The sequence below is a fragment of the Mycobacterium sp. HUMS_12744610 genome (assembly GCF_041206865.1).
Classification (GTDB): Bacteria; Actinomycetota; Actinomycetes; order Mycobacteriales; family Mycobacteriaceae; genus Mycobacterium; species Mycobacterium servetii.
In genome coordinates, this window is record NZ_JBGEDP010000001.1 from 3,511,120 (window position 1) to 3,532,039 (window position 20,920).

The 20,920-nt window shown below is 71.8% G+C and carries 24 protein-coding genes; 5 read left to right on the forward strand and 19 right to left on the reverse strand.

All coding sequences use genetic code 11. From position 1 onward, the window contains the following. Positions 1-69 precede the first annotated feature (69 nt). Entirely contained in the window at positions 70-528 is a 459-nt protein-coding gene (locus AB8998_RS17050) for a peroxiredoxin (RefSeq protein WP_369738940.1), read from the forward strand. Positions 529-558: 30 nt separating this feature from the next. Here the strand turns inward: AB8998_RS17050 and AB8998_RS17055 are convergent, their stop codons facing one another. Together AB8998_RS17055 and AB8998_RS17060 are read right to left on the reverse strand one after the other, a co-directional pair. After that, on the reverse strand, positions 559-1,650 hold the full coding sequence (locus AB8998_RS17055; protein WP_369738941.1) for a calcium:cation antiporter: 1,092 nt from the start codon (positions 1,648-1,650) through the stop codon (positions 559-561). 47 nt (positions 1,651-1,697) lie between these two features. Further along, on the reverse strand, positions 1,698-2,303 hold the full coding sequence (locus tag AB8998_RS17060) for a class I SAM-dependent methyltransferase (RefSeq protein ID WP_369738942.1): 606 nt from the start codon (positions 2,301-2,303) through the stop codon (positions 1,698-1,700). A 94-nt stretch (positions 2,304-2,397) separates the two neighbouring features. Between AB8998_RS17060 and AB8998_RS17065 the strand changes: the two genes are divergently transcribed. Further along, positions 2,398-3,924: a serine/threonine-protein kinase gene (locus tag AB8998_RS17065; RefSeq protein ID WP_369738943.1), complete on the forward strand. Its 1,527-nt coding sequence runs from the start codon at positions 2,398-2,400 to the stop codon at positions 3,922-3,924. Here AB8998_RS17065 and hisI read toward each other — a convergent pair. The 8 genes from hisI to hisD are packed head-to-tail and all read right to left on the reverse strand — an operon-like array spanning position 3,921 to position 10,301. Then, positions 3,921-4,268, reverse strand: coding sequence for a phosphoribosyl-AMP cyclohydrolase (gene hisI / locus AB8998_RS17070; RefSeq protein WP_369738944.1), 348 nt, complete (start codon positions 4,266-4,268; stop codon positions 3,921-3,923). The two genes, AB8998_RS17065 and hisI, sit on opposite strands and share 4 nt — an antisense overlap. After that, positions 4,265-5,059 (reverse strand): imidazole glycerol phosphate synthase subunit HisF, encoded by a 795-nt coding sequence (gene hisF, locus AB8998_RS17075; protein ID WP_369738945.1) that lies wholly within the window; start codon positions 5,057-5,059, stop codon positions 4,265-4,267. Before hisF ends, hisI begins: the two co-directional genes overlap by 4 nt. Position 5,060: 1 nt before the next feature. Beyond that, positions 5,061-5,861, reverse strand: coding sequence for an inositol monophosphatase family protein (locus AB8998_RS17080; protein ID WP_369738947.1), 801 nt, complete (start codon positions 5,859-5,861; stop codon positions 5,061-5,063). Positions 5,862-5,868: 7 nt separating this feature from the next. Beyond that, entirely contained in the window at positions 5,869-6,603 is a 735-nt protein-coding gene (gene priA / locus AB8998_RS17085; RefSeq protein WP_369738948.1) for a bifunctional 1-(5-phosphoribosyl)-5-((5-phosphoribosylamino)methylideneamino)imidazole-4-carboxamide isomerase/phosphoribosylanthranilate isomerase PriA, read from the reverse strand. Between the two features lie 2 nt (positions 6,604-6,605). Next, a complete protein-coding gene (gene hisH, locus AB8998_RS17090; protein WP_369738949.1) occupies positions 6,606-7,226 on the reverse strand; it encodes an imidazole glycerol phosphate synthase subunit HisH in 621 nt (206 codons plus the stop codon). Then, positions 7,223-7,843, reverse strand: a complete 621-nt coding sequence (gene hisB / locus AB8998_RS17095; protein WP_369738950.1) for an imidazoleglycerol-phosphate dehydratase HisB — start codon at positions 7,841-7,843, stop codon at positions 7,223-7,225. The genes hisH and hisB overlap by 4 nt, the downstream gene beginning before the upstream one ends. Continuing rightward, positions 7,840-8,976 carry a histidinol-phosphate transaminase gene (locus tag AB8998_RS17100; protein WP_369738951.1) on the reverse strand — a complete coding sequence of 379 codons (1,137 nt, stop codon included), beginning with the start codon at positions 8,974-8,976 and terminating at the stop codon, positions 7,840-7,842. Before AB8998_RS17100 ends, hisB begins: the two co-directional genes overlap by 4 nt. Further along, a complete protein-coding gene (gene hisD / locus AB8998_RS17105) occupies positions 8,973-10,301 on the reverse strand; it encodes a histidinol dehydrogenase (protein WP_369741624.1) in 1,329 nt (442 codons plus the stop codon). Before hisD ends, AB8998_RS17100 begins: the two co-directional genes overlap by 4 nt. 104 nt (positions 10,302-10,405) lie before the next feature. On the opposite strand from hisD, the gene AB8998_RS17110 reads away from it, so the two are divergent. Beyond that, a complete protein-coding gene (locus AB8998_RS17110) occupies positions 10,406-10,828 on the forward strand; it encodes a nitroreductase family deazaflavin-dependent oxidoreductase (RefSeq protein ID WP_369738952.1) in 423 nt (140 codons plus the stop codon). 15 nt (positions 10,829-10,843) lie between these two features. On the opposite strand, the gene nadC is transcribed toward AB8998_RS17110, so the two are convergent. From nadC to nadA, 3 genes are read right to left on the reverse strand one after another with little or no spacing between them, the layout of a single operon-like run. Beyond that, the gene (nadC, locus tag AB8998_RS17115; protein WP_369741625.1) at positions 10,844-11,698 is read right to left on the reverse strand and encodes a carboxylating nicotinate-nucleotide diphosphorylase; all 855 of its coding nucleotides are present in this window, start codon (positions 11,696-11,698) and stop codon (positions 10,844-10,846) included. A 2-nt stretch (positions 11,699-11,700) separates the two neighbouring features. Continuing rightward, positions 11,701-13,278, reverse strand: coding sequence for an L-aspartate oxidase (locus AB8998_RS17120; RefSeq protein WP_369738953.1), 1,578 nt, complete (start codon positions 13,276-13,278; stop codon positions 11,701-11,703). Beyond that, positions 13,275-14,324 (reverse strand): quinolinate synthase NadA, encoded by a 1,050-nt coding sequence (gene nadA, locus AB8998_RS17125; protein ID WP_369738954.1) that lies wholly within the window; start codon positions 14,322-14,324, stop codon positions 13,275-13,277. Before nadA ends, AB8998_RS17120 begins: the two co-directional genes overlap by 4 nt. 45 nt (positions 14,325-14,369) lie before the next feature. Here nadA and AB8998_RS17130 point away from each other — a divergent pair, with 45 nt between their 5' ends. Both AB8998_RS17130 and AB8998_RS17135 read left to right on the forward strand, forming a co-directional pair. Further along, entirely contained in the window at positions 14,370-15,095 is a 726-nt protein-coding gene (locus tag AB8998_RS17130) for an NUDIX hydrolase (protein WP_369738955.1), read from the forward strand. Positions 15,096-15,278: 183 nt separating this feature from the next. Then, the gene (locus AB8998_RS17135) at positions 15,279-16,619 is read left to right on the forward strand and encodes a lipase family protein (protein ID WP_369741626.1); all 1,341 of its coding nucleotides are present in this window, start codon (positions 15,279-15,281) and stop codon (positions 16,617-16,619) included. On the opposite strand, the gene AB8998_RS17140 is transcribed toward AB8998_RS17135, so the two are convergent. The 6 genes from AB8998_RS17140 to AB8998_RS17165 form a co-directional block, all read right to left on the reverse strand. Further along, positions 16,614-17,228 carry a DUF2567 domain-containing protein gene (locus tag AB8998_RS17140; protein ID WP_369738956.1) on the reverse strand — a complete coding sequence of 205 codons (615 nt, stop codon included), beginning with the start codon at positions 17,226-17,228 and terminating at the stop codon, positions 16,614-16,616. The genes AB8998_RS17135 and AB8998_RS17140 overlap by 6 nt on opposite strands. Beyond that, positions 17,225-17,452 carry a biotin synthase auxiliary protein BsaP gene (bsaP, locus tag AB8998_RS17145; RefSeq protein WP_369738957.1) on the reverse strand — a complete coding sequence of 76 codons (228 nt, stop codon included), beginning with the start codon at positions 17,450-17,452 and terminating at the stop codon, positions 17,225-17,227. The genes AB8998_RS17140 and bsaP overlap by 4 nt, the downstream gene beginning before the upstream one ends. 12 nt (positions 17,453-17,464) lie before the next feature. Then, the gene (gene bioB / locus AB8998_RS17150; protein WP_369738959.1) at positions 17,465-18,511 is read right to left on the reverse strand and encodes a biotin synthase BioB; all 1,047 of its coding nucleotides are present in this window, start codon (positions 18,509-18,511) and stop codon (positions 17,465-17,467) included. 72 nt (positions 18,512-18,583) lie between these two features. Then, positions 18,584-19,093: a 2'-5' RNA ligase family protein gene (locus AB8998_RS17155; RefSeq protein WP_369738960.1), complete on the reverse strand. Its 510-nt coding sequence runs from the start codon at positions 19,091-19,093 to the stop codon at positions 18,584-18,586. Then, a complete protein-coding gene (bioD, locus tag AB8998_RS17160; RefSeq protein WP_369738962.1) occupies positions 19,093-19,773 on the reverse strand; it encodes a dethiobiotin synthase in 681 nt (226 codons plus the stop codon). Before bioD ends, AB8998_RS17155 begins: the two co-directional genes overlap by 1 nt. Then, positions 19,770-20,918, reverse strand: coding sequence for an 8-amino-7-oxononanoate synthase (locus AB8998_RS17165; RefSeq protein ID WP_369738963.1), 1,149 nt, complete (start codon positions 20,916-20,918; stop codon positions 19,770-19,772). The genes bioD and AB8998_RS17165 overlap by 4 nt, the downstream gene beginning before the upstream one ends. Between the last annotated feature and the right edge of the window lie 2 nt (positions 20,919-20,920).

Below are 20,920 nucleotides of genomic sequence, written 5' to 3' on the forward strand. Positions count from 1 at the left end.
ACACCCGGGCGACTTTCGCGCCGACTTTTCACCGTGTGGTCGCGTTCGCGGGCGGTAGCGTTGACGCGCATGAACCCTGGTGACACCGTGGCCGACTTCGAACTTCCCGACCAGACGGGAACGCCGCGCAAACTGAGCGCCCTGCTTGCCGACGGACCGGTGGTCCTGTTCTTCTACCCCGCCGCGATGACGCCCGGCTGCACCAAGGAGGCCTGCCACTTCCGCGACCTGGCCGACGAATTCGCCGCGGTCGGGGCGGTCCGCGTCGGCATCAGCGCCGACACCGTCGCCAAGCAGGCCAAGTTCGCCGAGATGCAGAAGTTCGACTATCCGCTGCTGTCGGACAGCGCCGGAACGGTGGCCGCGCAGTTCGGCGTCAAGCGCGGCCTGCTGGGCAAGTTGATGCCGGTCAAGCGCACCACGTTCGTCATCGACACCGATCGCACGGTGCTCGACGTGATCGCCAGCGAGTTCAGCATGGACACCCACGCCGACAAGGCGCTGCAGACGCTGCGGGCGCGGGCGTAGTCCATTGGCGCGAGCAGACGCCGGGGAAGCTCACGGGATGACCGACAGGAACACGTAGGCGGCCAGCAGCACCAGGTGTACCTCGCCCTGCAGCCGGGTGGCCCGTCCGGGCACCACGGTGAGCACGCTGATCACCACGGTCAGCGCGAGCAGGACCAGCTGGGTGGCGCCCAGGCCCAGCAGCAGCGGCCCCTCGAACCAGATCGAGGCCAGCGCGATGGCCGGGATGGTGAGCCCGATGCTGGCCAGCGCCGAGCCGTAGGCCAGGTTCAGGCTGGTCTGGATGCGGCCCTGCCGCGCCGCCCGCGCCGCCGCGAGCGTCTCGGGGAGCAGCACCAGCGCGGCGATCACCACCCCGACGAACGACTGCGGGAAACCGGCCGCCGATACCAGGCGTTCGATCGTCGGCGACTCCCCCTCGGCCAGCCCCACCACCGCGACCAGCGCCACCAGCAACAACCCCAGGCTGCGCAGCGCGGCGGCGGTGCTCGGCGGCTCGGCGTGGCTCCCGTCCTCGAAGAAGCTCTTCTGGCCCTTCTGCGTGACCGGCAGGAAGAAGTCCCGGTGCCGCACGTTCTGCGTGAAGACGAACAGCAGGTAGAGCCCCAGCGAGGCGACCGCGGCGAACGCCAGCTGGCCGGGCGAGAACTCCTGTCCGCCTTGGGTCGTGGTGAACGAGGGCAGCGCCAGGCTCAGCGTGGCCAGCGTGGTGAGCGTGGCCAGCGCCGCGCCGCTGCCCTCGGCGTGGAACAGGGTCACGCCGTAGCGGTGCGAACCGAGCAACAGCGACAGGCCCGCGATCCCGTTGGTGGTGATCATCAGCGCGGCGAACACGGTGTCGCGGGCCAGCGTCGAGGTCTCGTGCCCGCCGGAGGCCATGAGCGTGACGATCAGCGCCAGCTCGATCGTCGTCACCGCCGTGGCCAGCACCAGCGACCCGAACGGCTCGCCGACCCGGTGCGCGACCACCTCCGCGTGGTTGACGGCAGCCAGCACGGCGCCGATCAGGAACACCGCCAGGAGCAGGGCCAGTGCCGGCCCGATGTCCTCGCCCCAACTCAGCGCGAGCGCGACGATGGCGAACAGGGGTACGGCCACCGTCCACGACACGCGTTTAGACATCGCCCGTCATTGTGATCGAAGTTGCCCGGGAATGCGCGCGATGTCGCCTACGCGGGCCGCAGGACCGCGACGAGGAAGTCGGAGTCGTCGCGGAAGGGCCGCAGATCCCAGGTGGACAGCAGCAGGTCGGGCGCCAGGCCGGCGGCCGCCGCGTCGTCGAGGAACTGACCGAACGCGTAGTCGCGCCCGGCGCCGAAGCCGATCACCGCGCGGCCGTCGCGGCCGAGGTGGGCACGCACCCGGCTCAGCACGCGGCCCCGCGTGGTGGGGGCAAGGAACGCCATGACGTTGCCGGCCAGGACGATGACGTCGAACGGCTCGGCGATACCGCGCGCGGGCAGGTCGAGTTCGGCGAGGTCGCCGACGAGATAGCGGGGTCCGGGATGATCCTGCTCGGCCGCCGCGATCAGCACCGGGTCCACGTCGACGCCGACGACGTGATGGCCGGCGGCGGCCAGGTACCCGCAGAGTCGCCCGGGCCCGCACCCGGCGTCCAGGACGCGGGCGCTGCGCGGCACCATCGCATCGACGAACCGGGCCTCGCCGGCCAGGTCCTCACCGGCGCGGGCCATGGAACGGAAACGCTCCACATACCAGTGCGAGTGCTCGGGGTTCGCCGCGACCTTCTGCATCCAGATGCTTTGCTCGCCCATGCGACCATTATCGGCCATTTATCGGCCATTGCCGCGGCACGAACCCGTGTGTGAATGCCCGTTGCCGCGCTCACCGCCTCAGTAGCATGCTCACATGCCGAACAGCGACGGCCTTGCCGAAGGGGACGTGTTCGCCGGGTACACCATCGTTCGGCGTCTGGGTGCCGGCGGGATGGGCCAGGTGTATCTGGCGCAGCACCCCCGATTGCCCCGCCGCGACGCCCTGAAGATCCTACCCGGCGACCTGACCGACAACCTCGAGTTCCGCCAGCGCTTCAACCGGGAGGCCGACCTGGCCGCCAGCCTCTACCACGAGCACATCGTCGGCATCCACGACCGCGGCGAATACGAAGGGCAGCTTTGGATCTCGATGGACTACGTCGAGGGCACCGACGCCGCCCAGCTGCTGCGCCGCGACTATCCGGCCGGGATGCCGAAAACCGATGTGGTGCAGATCATCTCGGCTGTCGCCGATGCGCTCGACTACGCCCACTCCCGCGGGTTGCTGCATCGCGACGTCAAGCCCGCCAATATCCTGCTGGGCACCGCCGGCCCGCGCCGGCGCATCCTGCTCGGCGATTTCGGCATCGCGCGCGAGCTCGGCGAGATCAGCGGGCTGACCGCCACGAACATGCTGGTGGGTACGACCGCCTACTGTGCGCCCGAGCAGCTGCGCGGCGCCGACGTCGACCCGCGTGCCGACCAGTACGCGCTCGGCTGCACCGCGTTCAACCTGCTCGCCGGGTCCGCGCCGTTCGCGCACTCCAACCCGGCGGTGGTGATCGGCCATCACCTGTCGACGCCGCCGCCCCGCCTCGGCGAACGGCGCCCGGCACTGGCCGAGCTCGACGCGGTCATCGCCAGGGCGATGGCCAAGAACCCCGACGAGCGCTTCGCCACCTGCGGGGAGTTCGCGACGGCACTGGCCGGCCAGCCGGCCACCGCTCCGGCCCCCTTAACAGGCCGCGCCGACGCCGTCGCCGCTCCGACGCCGGTGATCGCGCGCCCGCCGGAGCCCACGCCGAAAACCCGCGGTGGCCGCCCCGGCGCGGTCACCGTGGTCGCGGCGGTGGTCGCCGTCGCGCTGGTCGGGGTGGCCGTGGTCGTCGGCATCAACCTGCTGGGCGGCAAGTCCCGCCCGCCGGCGGCCGGCACGCCCTCGCCGTCGGCGGCGGCGCCGGGCGGCGCGGTCGCGGCACCCCCGCCGGCGCCGGTCCCGTCGGCCGCGCCGACGATCACGCTCTCCACCCAGATCACCGACCAGTCCGGCGTGCTGGGGCCCGTCGAGCGCGCCGCGGTCGACCGGGCGCTGACCAGGCTCTACAACGGCCGCGGCACCCGGCTGTGGGTGGTGTACGTCAAGGACTTCGGCGGCCTGCGCTCGTTTCGGTGGGCCGAGAACGCCGTGCGCGCCAACGGGTTGGGCGACAGCGACGCCCTGCTGGCCATCGCCACCGACGAGCCGTCCTATTCGTTCCGGGTGCCCGGTGCGCTGGCCAACGGAACGGCCATCGACGTCGAGAAGATCCGCCGCGACCGCATCGGGCCGGCGGTCTACCACCGCGAGTGGGCCCGCGCCGCGATCGCCGCGGCCAACGGGCTCGAGGGAGTGCCGGGTTAACCCTTCGGCCCCAGCAGCAGGTCGGCGTCGAAACAACTGTGGTCGCCGGTGTGGCAGGCGCCGCCCACCTGGTCGACCGTCAGCAGCACGGCGTCACCGTCGCAGTCCAGCCGCACCGCATGCACGTGCTGCGTGTGGCCCGAAGTCGCGCCCTTGACCCACTGCTGGGCGCGGGAGCGCGAATAGTAGGTCGCCTCACGGGTTTCCAGGGTGCGCGCCAGCGCCGCGTCGTCCATCCAGGCGACCATCAGCACGTCGCCGCTGCCCCGCTCCTGCACGACGGCGGTGAACAGACCCTCGGCGTTGCGTTTCAGGCGTGCGGCGATGTCCGGGTCCAGCGTCATCGCACGACCACCCCCGCTGCGGCCATGGCCGCCTTGACCTGCCCGATCGTGAGTTCACGGAAATGAAAGACGCTGGCCGCCAACACCGCATCCGCGCCGGCCGCGACCGCGGGCGCGAAATGCTCGGCCGCGCCGGCACCGCCGCTGGCGATCACCGGGACCGTGACCGCCGAGCGCACCGCGCGCAGCATCGCTAGGTCGAACCCGGCCTTGGTGCCGTCGGCGTCCATCGAGTTCAGCAGGATCTCCCCCACGCCGAGGTCGGCCCCGCGCGACGCCCACTCGACGGCGTCGATGCCGGTGCCGCGGCGGCCCCCGTGGGTGGTGACCTCCCAGCCCGACGGGGTGGGCACCGACCCCGACGGCACCGTGCGCGCGTCGACGGACAACACAATGCACTGCGAGCCGAACTGCCTCGCCATCTCTTCGAGTAGGTCGGGCCGGGCGATCGCGGCGGTGTTGACCGAGACCTTGTCGGCCCCCGCACGCAGCAGGGTGTCGACGTCCTCCACCGTACGCACCCCGCCGCCGACGGTCAGCGGAATGAACACCTGCTCGGCGGTGCGGCGCACCACGTCGAGCATGGTCGCCCTGCCCGACGACGACGCGGTCACGTCCAGGAAGGTCAGCTCGTCGGCGCCTTCGGCGTCGTAGACGGCCGCCAGCTCCACCGGATCGCCGGCGTCGCGCAGGTTCTCGAAGTTGACCCCCTTGACGACCCGCCCGGCGTCGACGTCCAGGCAGGGGATGACCCGCACGGCAAGGCCACCGGCGGACGTTGACGGGCCCATCTCAGTAGTCCTCGGGTTCGCCGGTGGCGCGCAGGATCTCGAGAATCTCGCCGTGCACGCCGGGTGCCGCGGCCAGCACCGACCGCGCCGCGGGTGTCCACGCCTCACCGGCGAGGTTGGTGACGATGCCACCGGCGGCCCGCACCAGTGCAACGCCGGCGGCGTGGTCCCAGATGTGGTCCCCGAAACTTATCGCCCCGCCGAGGATCCCGTCGGCGACGTAGACGAGGTCGATGCCGGTGGATCCGTGCATGCGCAGCCGTGACGACACCCGGCTGAGGTTCTCCAGCACGGCCATCCGATACCGTCCGGGGAAACGCCCCCGCGCGTCGACGCTGAACGTACCGACCCCGACGAGGCTGTCGACCAGTTTCGTGTCGGCCAGCGACGGCTGCGGCACACCGTTTTTCAGCAACGGGCCCCCGGCAACGGCGGTATAGCGCTCGTCGACGAACGGCAGCCAGGTCAGGCCCGCCACCGGGTCCCCGTGGTGCAGTAGGGCCAGCAGGATCGCGGCCATCGGTGACCCGGCGGCGTAGTTGAAGGTGCCGTCGATCGGGTCCAGCACCCACACCCACGGCTCGTCGACGTCGGTGCCGCCGAACTCCTCGCCGTGCACGCCGATGCCGGTGGCCTCGACCAGAGCGTCGACCACCTGCCGCTCGATCGCCAGGTCGATCTCGGTGGCGAAGTCGTTGCCCTTCTTGGCAACCGCCGAATGGGCCCGGTGGCCGCCCAGGAACCGGGGCACGGCCGCGTCCAGGATCACCGACGCCTGGGCGACCAACGCGTTGACGTCCATCGCCGCCCTATCCCCGCACCGCGGCCAGCGCCCGCGGCAGGGTGAACCGCCCGGCGTAGAGGGCCTTGCCCACGATGGCGCCCTCGACGCCGTGGCCGACCAGGGTGGAGATCGCGCGCAGGTCGTCGAGGCTGGACACCCCGCCGGAGGCGATCACCGGAGCGTCGGTGCGCTCGGCGACGCGGGCCAGCAGGTCCAGGTTGGGTCCGCCCAGCGTGCCGTCCTTGGTGACATCGGTGACGACGTAGCGCGAACAGCCTTCGCCGTCGAGGCGTTCCAGCACCTCCCACAGGTCGCCGCCGTCGGTCTCCCAGCCGCGCCCGCGCAGCCGGTGCCGTCCGTCGTCGATCTGGACGTCCAGCCCGACGGCCACCCTGTCGCCGTGCTCGGCGATCGCGCGGGCGCACCACTGCGGGTTCTCCAGCGCCGCGGTGCCCAGATTCACCCGGGCGCAGCCGGTGGCCAGCGCCGCGGCCAGGGAGTCGTCGTCGCGGATGCCGCCCGAGAGCTCCACCCGCACGTCGAGCTTGCCCACCACCTCGGCGAGCAACTCGCGGTTGGAGCCGCGACCGAACGCGGCGTCCAGGTCCACCAGGTGGATCCATTCGGCGCCGTCGCGCTGCCAGGTCAGCGCGGCGTCCAGCGCCGAGCCGTACTCGGTCTCGCTGCCCGCCTTGCCCTGCACCAGGCGGACGGCGCGGCCGTCGACCACGTCGACGGCGGGTAACAAAATCAGCGGCATCTCTACAACCCCTCGACCCAATTGCTCAGCACGACCGCACCGGCGTCCCCGCTCTTCTCGGGATGAAACTGGGTGGCCGAGAGCGCACCGTCCTCGACCGCGGCCAGAAAGGGCACCCGGTGGGTCGCCCAGGTCAGCATCGCCTCGCGCGTACCCTCCCAGCGCTGCGCGGCGTAGGAGTGCACGAAGTAGAACCGGGTGTCGGCGTCCAGGCCCTTGAACAGCACACTGCCCGGCGCGGCGTCCACCACGTTCCACCCCATGTGCGGGATCACCGGGGCGCGCAGCCGGGTCACCTCCCCCGGCCATTGCCCGCAGCCTTGGGTCTGCACCCCGAACTCGATGCCGCGGGCGAACAGGATCTGCATGCCGACGCACACCCCCAGCACCGGACGGCCGGCGGCGACCCGCTCGGCGATGATGTTCTGGCCGCCGATCCTGCCCAGGCCGTTCATGCACGCCTCGAAGGCGCCGACGCCGGGCACCACCAGCCCATCGGCGGCGGCGGCGGCCACGGCGTCGGAGGTCACCTCGACCGACGCCCCGACCCGCTGCAGCGCACGCTGCGCCGACCGCAGGTTGCCCGAGCCGTAGTCCAGGACCACCACCGATGGTTTTGTCACAGAACGCCTTTGGTGGACGGCACACCCGACACCCGGGGATCGGGCTCGACGGCCTGACGCAACGCTCGGGCCACGGCCTTGTACTGCGCCTCGGTGATGTGGTGCGGGTCGCGCCCGTAGAGGACCCGGACGTGCAACGCGATGCGGGCATTGGCGGCCAGCGACTCGAACACGTGCCGGTTGGCGACGGTGTGGTAGGGCACCGAGCTACCCGCAATGGTGGTGCGCAACAGGTGATCCGGCTCCCCGGTGTGCACGCAGTAGGGCCGCCCTGACACGTCGACCGCGGCGTGGGCCAGCGTCTCGTCCATCGGGATGAACGCGTCCCCGAAGCGGCGGATGCCCTTCTTGTCGCCGAGCGCCTCCCGCAGTGCCAGGCCAAGCGCGATCGCGGTGTCCTCGATGGTGTGGTGCCCCTCGATCTCGACGTCGCCCTTGGTGCGCACGGTCAGGTCGAAGCTGGCGTGGCTGCCCAGCGCCGTGAGCATGTGGTCGTAGAACGGGACACCGGTGTCGACGTGGACCTGACCCGTGCCGTCGAGGTCCAGTTCGATGACGATGTCGGACTCGCGGGTGCGACGCTCGATGCGCGCGCGGCGGGTTACGGTCGCGGTCACGGTGCTCCTACGGGGGTGACGGAGGCCAGTTCGGTGGCGGCGAGGTGGGCGCTGGCCCGCAGAAACGCGTCGTTCTCCTCGGCCAGGCCCGTGGTGGCGCGCAGGTAGCCGGGGATGCCGACGTCGCGGATCAGCACGCCGGCGTCCAGGTAGCGTTGCCAGGCGGCCGGTGCGTCGGCGAACTCCCCGAACAACACGAAGTTCGCATCGCTCGGGATGACGCGGAAACCCATGTCGCGCAGCGATTTCGTGACCCGTTCCCGCTCGGCGATCAGCGCGGCGACGCTGCCCAGGGTGTCGTCGGCGTGCCGCAGCGCGGCCCGCGCCGCCGCCTGGGTGACCGAGGAGAGGTGGTAGGGCAAGCGCACCAGCAGCAGCGCGTCGATCAGCGCCGGTGTGGCGACCAGGTAGCCGAGCCTGCCGCCGGCGAAGGCGAACGCCTTGCTCATGGTGCGGGTGACGGCCAGTCGCGTCGGGTACTCCCCGACCAGCGTCACCGAGCTGGGCTGCGCGGAGAATTCGCCGTAGGCCTCGTCGACGATCAGGATGCCCGGCACCACGTCGAGCAGCCTCCGCAGGTCGGGCAGCGAGATGCTCTGTCCCGAAGGGTTGTTGGGGCTGGCGACGAACACCACGTCGGGCTTGTTCTCGACGATGGCGGTGACCGCGGCGTCGACGTCGAGGCTGAAGTCGTCGGCGCGGGCGGCCTCGATCCATTCGGTCTGGGTGCCGTCGGCGATGATCGGGTGCATCGAGTAGGACGGGACGAACCCGATCGCGGAGCGCCCCGGCCCGCCGAAAGCCTGCAGCAGCTGTTGCAGGATCTCGTTGGAACCATTTGCCGCCCAGACATTTTCGACACCCACCCGGGTGCCGGTCTGGGCGCTGAGGTAGTCGGCCAGATCGCGGCGCAGGGCCACCGCGTCGCGGTCGGGGTAGCGGTGCAGTTCCGCCGCCGCCGCACCCACCGAACGCGTCACGTCCTCGACGAGCGCCGCGGTGGGCGGGTGCGGGTTCTCGTTGGTGTTGAGCCGGACCGGGACCTCCAATTGCGGTGCCCCGTAGGGGGATTTGCCCCGCAGGTCCGCGCGCAGCGGCAGGTCCTCGAGCGTCAGCCGCTCGGGCGTGTTCATCGTTCGAACCTCCGCCGCACCGCCACACCGTGGGCGGGCAGGTCCTCGGACTTGGCCAGCGTGATCACGTGCCCGGACACGTCCTTGAGGGCCGCCTCGGTGTAGTCGACGACGTGGATGCCGCGCAGGAAGGTCTGCACCGACAGGCCGCTGGAATGGCGGGCGCTGCCCGCCGTCGGCAGCACGTGGTTGGATCCCGCGCAGTAGTCACCGAGGCTCACCGGCGCGTACGGGCCCACGAAAATGGCACCGGCCGAACGGATCCGGCCGGCCACCCGCGCCGCGTCGGCGGTCTGGATCTCCAGGTGCTCGGCGGCGTAGGCGTTGACGACGTCGACCCCGGCGTCCAGGTCGTCGACCAGGATGATCGCCGACTGAGGCCCGCCGAGTGCGGTGGACACCCGTTGGCGGTGCACGGTGGTCCGCAGTTGGTCGGCCAGTTCGGCGTCGGTGGCATCGGCCAGGTCGGTGCTGGGGGTGACCAGCACGCTGGCGGCCATCTCGTCGTGTTCGGCCTGGCTGATCAGGTCGGCGGCCACGTGCGCCGGGTCGGCGGTGTGGTCGGCGAGGATGGCGATCTCGGTCGGCCCGGCCTCGGCGTCGATGCCCACCTGCGAGCGGCAGAGCCGCTTGGCGGCGGTGACGTAGATGTTGCCGGGCCCGGTGATCATGTCCACCGGCGCCAGTTCTGACCCGTCGGTGTCGGTGCCGCCGTAGGCCAGCAGCGCCACCGCCTGCGCGCCGCCCACGGCCCACACCTCGCCGACGCCCAGCAGCGCGGCCGCAGCCAGGATCGTCGGGTGCGGCAGGCCGTCGAACCCGGCCTGTGAGCGGGCCTGCGGCGGGCTGGCCACCACCAGCGAGGCGACGCCGGCGGCCTGCGCGGGCACCACGTTCATCACCACGCTCGACGGGTACACCGCGTTGCCGCCGGGCACATACAGGCCCACCCGCTCGACCGGGACCCACCGCTCGGTGACCGTCGCGCCCGGCCCCAGCGTGGTGGTCACGTCGGGGCGACGCTGCTCGGCGTGCACCGCGCGGGTGCGCTCGATCATCACCTGCAGCGCGTCGCGCACCTCGGCGTCCAGGCCGGCCAGGGCCGCATCCAGCGCGGTCTTCGGGACCCGCACGGCCGTGGGCCGCACGCGGTCGAACGATGCTCCGTATTCCAGCGCCGCCTGCGCGCCGCGCTCGGCGACGGCCTGCACGATCGGACGCACCGTCGGAAGGACGGTCTCCACGTCGGCGCCGCCGCGCGGCAACGCCGCCCGCAGCCGGGCAGCCGTCAACTCCGCGCCCCGCAGGTCGATGCGGGCGATCACGGGCGTCGGCGTGGCAGTCACAGCGTCCATTGTCCCAGAGCAACTCAAGTCGTTATCCGGCCGGTACAGTGCCGGTGAACACCCGCTTTGGAAAGGGAGCCGCAATGTCCGCAAAGGATCATCCCAACAACGCGCCGGGCGTCCCGATGGTGTTCCCGCCCTGGTTCGAGCGCTTCCAGATCAAGTACTTCAACCCGGTGGTCAAGCCGTTCGCGCGTTTTCTGCCCGGAACGGCGACCATCACGCATCGCGGCCGCAAGTCCGGGAAGATCTACGAGACCATCATCACGCCCTACCGCAAGGGAAACGTGCTGGCGATCGCGCTGGGCCACGGCAAGACCAACTGGGTCAAGAACGTGCTCGCCGCCGGCGAGGCCGACGTGGCGTTCAGCCGCAACCGCGTGGTGCACGTCACCAATACGCGCATCCTGCCGGCCGGTTACGAGGGGCCCGACGCGGAAGACCTGCCGCGGATGGCGCGCATGCAGTTGCGTCGTGTCGGGGTGTTCGTCGGCGACATCGCCTAGCGGGGTCTCGAACCGCTACATGTCCAGGCCGATGTCGAGCACGCGCACCGAATGGGTGAGCGCCCCGACGGCCAGGTAGTCCACGCCGGTGGCGGCGTAGGTCGCCGCCGTGTCGAGGCTGAGCCCGCCCGACGACTCCAGCAGCACGGTCGGTGCACGGGTGTCGCGGCGCTGCACGGCGATCTGTGTCTGCCACACCGGGAAGTTGTCCAGCAGGACCAGCTCGGGCTTCTCGGCCAGCACCGCATCCAGCTGCTCGAGGGAGTCGACCTCGACCTCGCAGGGCAGGTCGGGGGCCGTCTCCCGCACCGCGCGCAGCGCCTCGACCACCGACCCGGCGGCCACCACGTGATTGTCCTTGATCAAGGCGGCGTCGCCGAGGCCGAGCCGGTGGTTGACGCCCCCGCCGACGCGCACCGCGTATTTCTGCAGCAGCCGCAGGCCGGGCAGGGTTTTGCGGGTGTCGCGGATCTTGGCCTTGGTGCCCTCCACGGCCACCACCCAGGCCGCGGTCGCGGTGGCGATCCCCGACAGGTGACAGATCAGGTTCAGCATGGTGCGCTCCGCGGTCAGCAGCCCGCGGGTGGGCGCCTGCACGGTCAGCAGCGCCTCCCCCGGCTGCAGGCGGACCCCGTCCTCGACACGGTGCAAAACCTCGTAGCCGCCGGCACCGAGCACCTCGGCGAGCACCAGCAACGCGACGTCCACCCCGGCGACCACGCCAGGCTCGCGGGGCACCATCGACGCGGTGGCCACAGCGTCACCGGGAACCGTCGCCAGCGTGGTCACGTCGGGCCCGTAGCACAGATCCTCGTCGAGACCACGCCGGATGGTGTCCAGAGCGGCGGCCCGTTCGGCGTCGGAAAGCATCGTCACCCGACCGCCGCCACCGTTTCGACCAGCACCGACGCGCGGTCCCCGGCCAACCGCAGAACGCTGGGAGCGGCCCGCCCCGGCGCCGCGTCGGGGTATTCGGCGCGATGGTGGCAACCCCGGCTCTCGGTGCGGGCCAGGGCCGCGGCGGTCACCGCGCGGGCCGTCATCGTCAGGGCGACGTCCTCGAAATCGTGCCGTCCCGCGACGCGACGCACCGGCGCCCCCGCCAAGGTCTCGGACAGCCGCTGCAGCCCGGCCGCATCCCGCACGACCGCCGCGTCACGGCTCAGCGCGCGCTGCAGGTCCTCGCGGCGCGGCGCGGTGTAGGTCAGCGGCTCGGGCACCTCGGCGTGCACCCGTCCGGCCGCCGACGCGTGCGCGGCCGCGGCCTTGCCGGCGCGGCCGCCGACCACCAGCCCTTCCAACAGGCTGTTGGACGCCAGGCGGTTCGCGCCGTGCATCCCGGTGCGCGCCACCTCTCCGGTAGCGAACAGCCCCGGCAGCTCGGTGCGGCCGAACACGTCGGTGACGATGCCGCCGCAGCTGTAGTGCGCGCCCGGCACCACCGGCATGGGCTGGCGGGCGGGGTCGATGCCGACGGCCCGGCACGCGGCGGTGACGGTCGGGAACCGGGTCTCGAAGCCCTCGATGCCGCGGGCGTCGAGCAGGACGTAGGGGTCGCCGGTGGCCCTCATCCGGGCGTCGATCGCGGCCGCGACGATGTCGCGCGGCGCCAGATCCGCCATCGGGTGAACGCCGGCCATGATCGAATTGCCCTGCTGGTCGAGCAGTATCGCGCCCTCACCGCGGATCGCCTCGGTGACCAGCGGGCGGCGCCCGCCCGCTCCGCCCCGGAACAGCATCGTCGGGTGGAACTGGATGAACTCGACGTCGCTGACCGCGACCCCGGCCCACAGCGCCAGCGCGATCCCGTCGCCGGTCGACCCGCTCGGGTTGGTGGTGGCGCCGTAGAGCTGCCCGAGCCCGCCGGAGGCCAGGATCACCGACGGCGCGCTGATGATCCCGTGACCGTCCGGGTTGCCCACCAGCACCCCGGTGACCGCCCCCTCGTCGCGCAGCACCCGCAGGGCCACGTGGCCGGTGCGGATGTCCAGGACGGCCGCCGCATGGTCGAGTGCGCGCTGCACCTCGGCGCCCGTGGCGTCGCCACCGGCGTGCACGATCCGGCGCCGGGAATGCCCGCCCTCGCGCGTCAGCGCCCACCGGCCGGGGGCCGCTTCGTCGAATCGTGCTCCGTCACCGACCAATTCGGTCACCGCGCGGTAGCCGTCGGCGACGATCGAGGTGACCGCGTCGGGATCGCACAAGCCCGCGCCGGCGGCCAGGGTGTCGGCGACGTGGGCGTCGACCGAATCGTCGTTGTCGGGCAGCACCACCGCGATGCCGCCCTGCGCGTAGTGCGTGGCGGTCGCGCCGTGGGTCTGATCGGCCTTGGACAGCACCACGACGCGGCGGCCGGCGCGCTGAGCGGCCAGGGCGGCGGCCAACCCGCCGACGCCCGTACCGATCACGACGACGTCGGCGCTGTCCGTCCACGCCGCAGCGGTGATCATTCCCCGCCGCCCGGCTGCCCGATCGCGATCATGCGCTGCACGCTGCGCCGCCCCGCCGCGGCGATCTCCGGGTCGACATCGACCTCGTCGGCGCCGTCGACCAGGCAGCGCAGCAGGGCCGCGGGGGTGATCATCTTCATGTAGCGGCACGACGCGCGGTCGTTGACCGCCTGGAAGTCCACTTCCGGTGCCGCCCGGCGCAATTGGTAGAGCATGCCAACCTCGGTGGCGACCAGCACCTTGCGGGCCTGCGTGGCGTTGGCGGCGTCCAGCATGCCGCCGGTGGACAAAATCTTCACCCGGTCCGCCGGGAACGCGCCCTCGCCAGCGAGGTACAACGCCGAAGTGGCACAACCACATTCGGGATGCACATACAGTTCGGCGTCGGGGTTCGCGCGCGCCCGGTCGGCGAGTTCGTCGCCGTTGATGCCGGCGTGCACGTGGCATTCGCCGGACCACACGTGCAGGTTGGTGCGCCCGGTGACGCGACGGACGTGCGCGCCCAGGAACTGGTCCGGGCAGAACAGCACCTCGCGGTCGGGGTCGATGGATGCGACGACGTCGACGGCGTTGGACGACGTGCAGCAGATGTCGGTGAGCGCCTTGACCGCCGCGCTGGTGTTGACGTAGGAGACGACGACGGCGCCGGGGTGTTCGTCCTTCCAGGCGCGCAGGTCCTCGGGGGTGATCGAATCGGCCAGCGAGCACCCGGCCCGCTGGTCGGGGATGAGGACGGTCTTGTCCGGGCTGAGGATCTTGGCGGTCTCGGCCATGAAGTGCACGCCGCAGAACACGATGGTTTCCTCGGGCGCCTCGGCAGCGATCCGCGACAGCGCCAGCGAGTCCCCCACGTGGTCGGCGACATCCTGGATGGCGGGCAGTTGGTAGTTGTGCGCCAGCACGGTGGCGTTGCGTTGCTCGGCCAGGCGGCGGATCTCGGCGGCCCACTGCTCGTCGGCGTCCACCCCGGTGTAGCCGGAGGGTGAATCGGTGATCTTGTTTGTGGCGTCTTCAGCGAGCGCGTCCACGCGGTTCAGCACCGTCACGGCGGCTCCTTTCAACTGGGAGGTTTTCGACTTAGAATCGAAAACATGTCCAATGGTAACACCTCGCACGAAGTGCTCGCCGTCGTGTTCCAGGTTCGCAGTGTGGCCGAGCAGGTTAAGACGGGGGCTCGGAAAGAAAAACCGCAGCTTAACGTGCTGTTATGGCAGCGGGCCAAGGACCCGCAGCAGGGCGCCTGGTCACTGCCGGGCGGGCGGCTGCGCAACGACGAGGACATGACCACCTCCGTGCGGCGCCAACTGGCCGAGAAGGTCGACCTGCGCGAGCTGGCGCATCTCGAGCAACTGGCCGTCTTCTCCGACCCCCACCGGGTGCCCGGCAACACCCGGGTGATCGCGTCGACGTTCCTGGGCCTGGTGCCCTCCCCCGCCACCCCCGAGCTGCCACCGGACACCCGCTGGCATCCGGTGAGCGCGCTGCCGCTGATGGCCTTCGACCACGGGCCGATGGTGACCCACGCACGCGCCCGGCTGGTGGCCAAGATGTCCTACACCAACATCGGGTTTGCCCTCGCGCCCAAGGAGTTCGCGCTGTCCGCCCTGCGCGACATCTACGGCGCCACGCTGGGCCACCCGGTCGACGCAACGAACCTGCAGCGGGTCCTCGTCCGGCGCGGGGTCATCACACAGACCGGTACCATCGCACAGTCGGGACGCAGCGGGGGGCGGCCGGCGGCGCTGTACCACTTCGTCGACTCCCAGCTGCGGGTCACCGAAGAATTTGCCGCGTTCCGGCCCCCCGGGCAGCCGTGAAGGTTTGGGACCCACCCCGCGGGGCTATCTGAGGTGGCAACCGGTGCGGCGGCGGCCGATCTGCCGGGCGTCGCCGCAGGCGAGCGGACCGACCGACACGAACTGGTCCAAACTGCGGCGATTACGTTTTGGTTACCACCCGTTCATACGCGACAATGCCGGTTGGCCAAGAAGGGATCCGTGATGGTTGAACTCGGCAATCTGGCGGGAGCGCGCGGCGCGGAGTGGATCGGCCGGCCACCACACGAGGAACTGCAGCGCAGCGTGCGCCCGCTGCTGCCGTCCGACGATCCCTTCTACCAGCCGCCGCTGGGCTATCAGCATGCCCAGCCGGGCACGGTGCTGCGCTCGCGCGACGTCGAACTGGCGTTGCTGGGCCTGATCCCGCAGGCCGTCAACGCCGTCCAGCTGCTCTACCGGACGATGGACCTCAACGGCGAGCCGGAGGCGGCGGCGACCACGGTGATCGTGCCTGCCGAGCTCGCTCCCGGGCAGACCTGCCCGCTGCTGTCGTATCAGTGCGCGATCGACGCCGTGTCGTCGCGCTGCTTCCCGTCCTATGCGCTGCGGCGCCGGGCCCGGGCGCTCGGGTCCATCGGCCAGCTCGAGCTGTTCCTGATCGCCGCCGCCGTCGCCGAGGGGTGGGCGGTTTCGGTGCCCGACCACGAGGGCCTCAAGGGGCTGTGGGGCGCCCCGTACGAGCCCGGCTATCGCGTCCTGGACGGCATCCGGGCCGCCCTGAGCTCGGACCGGCTCGGGCTATCCCCGTCGGCGCCGATCGGGCTGTGGGGCTACTCCGGCGGCGGACTGGCCAGCGCGTGGGCCGCCGAGATGTCCGCCGACTACGCACCCGACCTGGACATCGTCGGGGCGGTGCTGGGATCACCCGTCGGCGATCTGGGCAACACCTTCCGCAGGCTCAACGGCAGCTTCCTGTCCGGCCTGCCCGCAATGGTCGTGGCGGCACTCGCCCACACCTATCCCGACCTGGACCGCATCATCAAGAAGCACGCCAGCGAAGAGGGCCGCGCCCTGCTGGAGTCGCTGGAGAACATGACGACCGTCGAAGCCGTCGTCCGGATGGCGGGCAAGAACATGGGCGACTACCTCGACGAACCGCTCGAGGCCATCCTGTCGACCCCCGAGGTCAGCTACGTCTTCGACCAGATCAAGCTGGGCGCCGCGGTGCCGACGCCGCCGGTGCTGCTCGTGCAGGCCGTGCATGACTACCTGATCAACGTCAACGACATCGACGTGCTCGCCGACGCCTATTCGACCGGCGGCGCCCGGGTCACCTACCACCGGGACGCGTTCAACGAGCACATGCTCCTGCACCCGCTGTCGGCCCCGATGACGCTGCGCTGGCTCACCGACCGGTTCAACCGCCGGCCGCTGACCGAGCACCTCATCCGGACGACGTGGCCGACGATGTTCAACCCGATGACCTACGTCGGCATGGCCAGGCTGGCCAAGATCGCGGCCAAGGTCGTCTTCGGCAGGAAGATCCACCGCCGCCCGCTATGACATCGCCGCTTCCGCGGAGCCGCCGGCACCCACCGGCAGCGCGTCCTCGGGCCGGTCGGCCACGGGCGGGGCCCCCAGGTCATCGCGGGCGTCCGCCGCGGCCATCAGGGCGTAGACCAGCGCCGCGATGGCGGCGGGCCACAGCAGCGTGGCCGCGACCTGCAACGGCCCGTGGGAGAAGAAGACCGGCGGCGCCTCGAGGACGTAGGCCAGCGCCGGGTCTCCCGACAGCGGCACGGCGTCGAAGTCCAGCGCGCCGTAGCGCATCCGTACCAGCGCGGCGCCGACGGCCGAGGCCGCCGCGGCGGCGGCCACCATCCCGAAAAACAGCCCGACGACCATCCCCGGCCCGCGGTGGCGGCGCCACTGCCACCCCAGCACGGCCCCCACCACCGCCAGCGCGGTCAGCAGGCCCAGCAGCAGGCACGGGTCGTCGAAGAAGTGCTGGGACTCAGTGCCCAGATAGTCGTGGACGCGTTCGCCGGCCCGGGTCTTGGCCACCACCACGTGGATGGGCGCGGCGATCCACGCCCACAGCGCACCGAGCAACGCGCCGGCGACCGTCAGCCCCAGCGCGGCGGCGGCCAACGCGCGCGCCCGCCCGTTCACCGCTGCGCCTCGAGGTCGGAGGAGTCCACCTGTCCGTGCCGCGAGCACTGTGCCCGCCAGCCGTCGGGACGGACCTGCACCACCATGCGGCGGCCGCACTCGGCGCAGAACCGTGGCGGCTCGAGGCCCAGCTGGGCCGCGGTCGGCACCTCGGTGCCCCCTAACTCCCCGGTGTAGATGTTGTAGACGCCGCCGCTGACCGGCGCGCCCAGATCCTCGACCACAATCGCCAGTTCCTACAGGCTGGCGTTGAGCGCCTTGATCGGCATCTGCAGATCGCCGAGCAATTCCAGGTCGGCCTCGGCGGGCCGGCCGAGGGTGGTCAGGTAGTTCCCGACGATCACGGCGTTGATGCCGCCCAGGATGCCCTGCTTGGCGCCCAGGTCGCCCAGGGTGATCTCTCGGCCGCCGGCGAAGCGCAGGATGGTGCGCGGCAGGGCCAGCCGGAACGCGGCCACCGACTTCAGCGCTTCGGCGGCCGGCAGCACCTGCAGGTCCCCGAACGGGGTGCCGGGCCGGGGGTTGAGGAAGTTCAGCGGCACCTCGTCGGGACCCAGCTCGGCCAGGTCTGCGGCGAATTCGGCGCGCTGCTCGAGGGTCTCTCCCATGCCGAGGATGCCGCCGCAGCACACCTCCATTCCGGCGTCGCGCACCATCGACAACGTCTGCCAGCGCTCTTCCCAGGTGTGGGTGGTGACGACGTTGGCGAAGTAGGAGCGCGCCGTCTCGAGGTTGTGGTTGTAGCGGTGCACGCCCATCGTCGCGAGCTGCTCGACCTGCTCGGCGGTCAGCATCCCCAGCGAGCAGGCGATGTTGATCTCGACCTCGTCGCGGATCGCCTCGATGCCCGCGGCGACCTGGGCCATCAGGCGTTCGTCGGGTCCGCGGACCGCGGCCACGATGCAGAACTCGGTGGCACCCGACTTGGCGGTCTGCTTGGCCGCCTCGACCAGGCTGGGGATGTCGAGCCGGGCGCTGCGCACGGGCGACGCGAACAGGCCCGACTGGGCGCAGAAGTGGCAGTCCTCGGGGCAGCCGCCGGTTTTCAGGCTGATGATGCCCTCCACCTCGACGTCGGGGCCGCACCAGCGCATCCGCACCTCGTGCGCCAGCGCCAGCAGCTCGTCGAGCCGCTCGTCGGGCAGCTGCAGCACGGCGAGCACCTGGTCCCGGCTCAGGCCCTCACCGCGTTCCAGGACCTGCCGGCGGGCCACCGCCAGAATGTCGGCCGGATCGTCGGTGTCGTGGCCGTCGGTTCCTGGCCGAGCCGCCGCCTGAGTCACCCGGTACTCCTTTACGCCGTGAACGAGTTCGCGTTCACGTTAGGTTAGCGGCCCGCACCGACCAAACCGCGGTCAGCCGATCGGGTGTTCGGCGCGCTTGTCGCCGTCCCAGCGGCGCAGGCCCGCAAAGGTGGCGTCGATGCGCGCCGGCCGGCCCGCGATCCGCAGCGCCCGGCCCAGCTGCGCGCCACCGACCCGGCGGGCCAGCGTGACGTGCGCGGTCCACTGCCCTGGCCGGCTGTTGCCCATCGGCTCGGGCCGCAGGTGCGCGGCGCAGAGCCGGTGCACCTCGGCGTGCAGGTCGAACAGCTCAACGGTCGGCACGATCAGCCGGGCGAACACGGCGTCGGCCCGGCCGAAGAGCACCGGCGCGCCGACGACGGCCGGCAGCGGCAACCGCGCGCTCACCGGCCGCAGCAGCTCGTCCACGTCGGCGTCGATGCGCTCGGCGACGGCCAGCGTGACGTGCGGGCGGCTGGCGGGTGCCTGGCTGGGGATCCCGGCGCCGGCCAGGTCGCCCCAGACGCGGCGGATCGCCGCCTCGGTGTCGAGGTCGAAGACCAGCTCGATCGAATGGACCATCAGCCGGCCAGCGCGCCCACCCAGTGGCGGTCGAACGCCGCCGCACTCATGTCCGCGAATTCCGCTGTCCCGAGCCGGCCCGCCCCGGCGGGCAGCTCGGCCCGCACGGCGGCCAGCCGGGCCAACGCGGACCTGTTGGAAACCTCGGCGGGTCCGGGCCTGGCCGGCCAGCTGCCGATCACCAGCCCGGCGCACGAAACTCCTTTGGCGGCAAGGGCTTCCAACGTCAGAGCGGTGTGGTTGAGGGTGCCCAGCTCCGCGCCGACCGCGACCAGCGCCGCGGCGCCCAGGTCGACGGCCAGATCCCGCAGCGTGACACCCGCGTCGGCCAGTTGCACCAGCAGTCCCCCGGCGCCCTCGACCAGCGTCAGCCGTCCGGGACGGTCCAGGCCGGCGATTGCGGTCAGCAACTGGTCGCGGGTGGGCAACGCGGCCCCGGCCTGCTCGGCGGCGGCGGCCGGCGCCAACGGCTGCGGATACCGCGCACACCAGGCGAGCTCCGTCACCCCGGACAGCCGCGCCACTTCTGCGAGGTCGTCGTCGCCCGAGTCGGTGCCGGTCTGGACGGGCTTGCACACCGCCACGTCGATGCCCGCCTGGCGGGCATGGCAGGCCAGCGCCGCGGTGGCGACCGTCTTACCGACCCCGGTGCCGGTGCCGGTGACGAACAGGACGGTCAACGGCGCGACACCGCGACGACGTCCGCCAACACCCGGCGCGCGATGTCGAGCTCGGCCGCGTCCAGCGACGCGCGTGCGGTGAGCCGCAGCCGCGACGTGCCGACGGGAACCGTCGGGGGCCGGAAGCAGCCCACCTTCACCCCGGCGTTCAGGCAGGCTGCCGCGGCGGCCAGCGCCACTTCGGGCTCGCCCAGGATCACCGACACCACCGCCGAGTGCGGAACCTCGGGCACTCCGCAGATCCGGGCCAGTTCGCGGGCGTGCCGCAGCACCGCCTCGGGCCGCCAGGGCTCGGCGCGCAGCACCTCGAGGGCGGCCAGGGCGGCGCCGACGGCCGCCGGGGCCAGACCGGTGTCGAAGATGAACGGCCGCGCCGCGTCGATCAGGTGGGCGCGCACGGCAGCCGGCCCCAGCACCGCACCGCCCTGGCTGCCCAGCGCCTTGGACAACGTCGTGGTCATCACCACGTCGGGTTCCCCGGCGAGCCCGACTTCGTGCAGCAGCCCGCGCCCGCCGCCGCGCACGCCGAGACCATGCGCCTCGTCGACGATCAGCAGCGCGCGGTGCCGGCGGCACACCTCGTGCAGCTCGCGCAGGGGGGCCAGCGCGCCGTCGGCGCTGAACACCGAGTCGGTGATCACCACGGCGCGTTCCTCGTCGCGCGTAGCGAGGGCCGCGTCGACGGCGCCGACATCGCGGTGCGGCGCGACCACGACCCGGGCCCGCGACAACCGGCAGGCGTCCACCAGCGACGCGTGCGAGTAGGCGTCGGATACCAGCAGCGATCCCGGCCCGGACAGGCCGACCACGGCGCCCAGGTTGGCCGTGTAGCCGGAGGAGAACAGGAGCGCGGAGGGCGCGCCGACGTATGCGGCGAGCACGGACTCGAACCGCTGATGCAGTTCGGTGTCCCCGGTGACCAGGCGCGAACCGGTGGCCCCGGCGCCCCACATGCGCAGGGCGGCGACGCCGCCCTCGATGACATCGGGATGCTGTGAAAGGCCGAGGTAGTCGTTGGACGCCAGGTCCAGCTCGGTGGCAACCGCGGGCCGGGGCCGCAGCGCACGACGCAGTCCGGCTTCTCGGCGCTGTTGCTCCACCTCATCCAGCCAGGCCAGCGGTGATATCCCGATCGGTGCCTTCATCG

Coding starts and splice junctions, on each gene's coding strand:
- AB8998_RS17050 (WP_369738940.1), top strand. CDS start 70: ATGAACCCTGGTGACACCGTGGCCGACTTCGAACTTCCCGACCAGACG.
- AB8998_RS17055 (WP_369738941.1), bottom strand. CDS start 1,650: ATGTCTAAACGCGTGTCGTGGACGGTGGCCGTACCCCTGTTCGCCATC.
- AB8998_RS17060 (WP_369738942.1), bottom strand. CDS start 2,303: ATGGGCGAGCAAAGCATCTGGATGCAGAAGGTCGCGGCGAACCCCGAG.
- AB8998_RS17065 (WP_369738943.1), top strand. CDS start 2,398: ATGCCGAACAGCGACGGCCTTGCCGAAGGGGACGTGTTCGCCGGGTAC.
- hisI (WP_369738944.1), bottom strand. CDS start 4,268: ATGACGCTGGACCCGGACATCGCCGCACGCCTGAAACGCAACGCCGAG.
- hisF (WP_369738945.1), bottom strand. CDS start 5,059: ATGGGCCCGTCAACGTCCGCCGGTGGCCTTGCCGTGCGGGTCATCCCC.
- AB8998_RS17080 (WP_369738947.1), bottom strand. CDS start 5,861: ATGGACGTCAACGCGTTGGTCGCCCAGGCGTCGGTGATCCTGGACGCG.
- priA (WP_369738948.1), bottom strand. CDS start 6,603: ATGCCGCTGATTTTGTTACCCGCCGTCGACGTGGTCGACGGCCGCGCC.
- AB8998_RS17100 (WP_369738951.1), bottom strand. CDS start 8,976: ATGAACACGCCCGAGCGGCTGACGCTCGAGGACCTGCCGCTGCGCGCG.
- AB8998_RS17110 (WP_369738952.1), top strand. CDS start 10,406: ATGTCCGCAAAGGATCATCCCAACAACGCGCCGGGCGTCCCGATGGTG.
- nadC (WP_369741625.1), bottom strand. CDS start 11,698: ATGCTTTCCGACGCCGAACGGGCCGCCGCTCTGGACACCATCCGGCGT.
- AB8998_RS17120 (WP_369738953.1), bottom strand. CDS start 13,278: ATGATCACCGCTGCGGCGTGGACGGACAGCGCCGACGTCGTCGTGATC.
- AB8998_RS17130 (WP_369738955.1), top strand. CDS start 14,370: ATGTCCAATGGTAACACCTCGCACGAAGTGCTCGCCGTCGTGTTCCAG.
- AB8998_RS17135 (WP_369741626.1), top strand. CDS start 15,279: ATGGTTGAACTCGGCAATCTGGCGGGAGCGCGCGGCGCGGAGTGGATC.
- AB8998_RS17155 (WP_369738960.1), bottom strand. CDS start 19,093: ATGGTCCATTCGATCGAGCTGGTCTTCGACCTCGACACCGAGGCGGCG.
- AB8998_RS17165 (WP_369738963.1), bottom strand. CDS start 20,918: ATGAAGGCACCGATCGGGATATCACCGCTGGCCTGGCTGGATGAGGTG.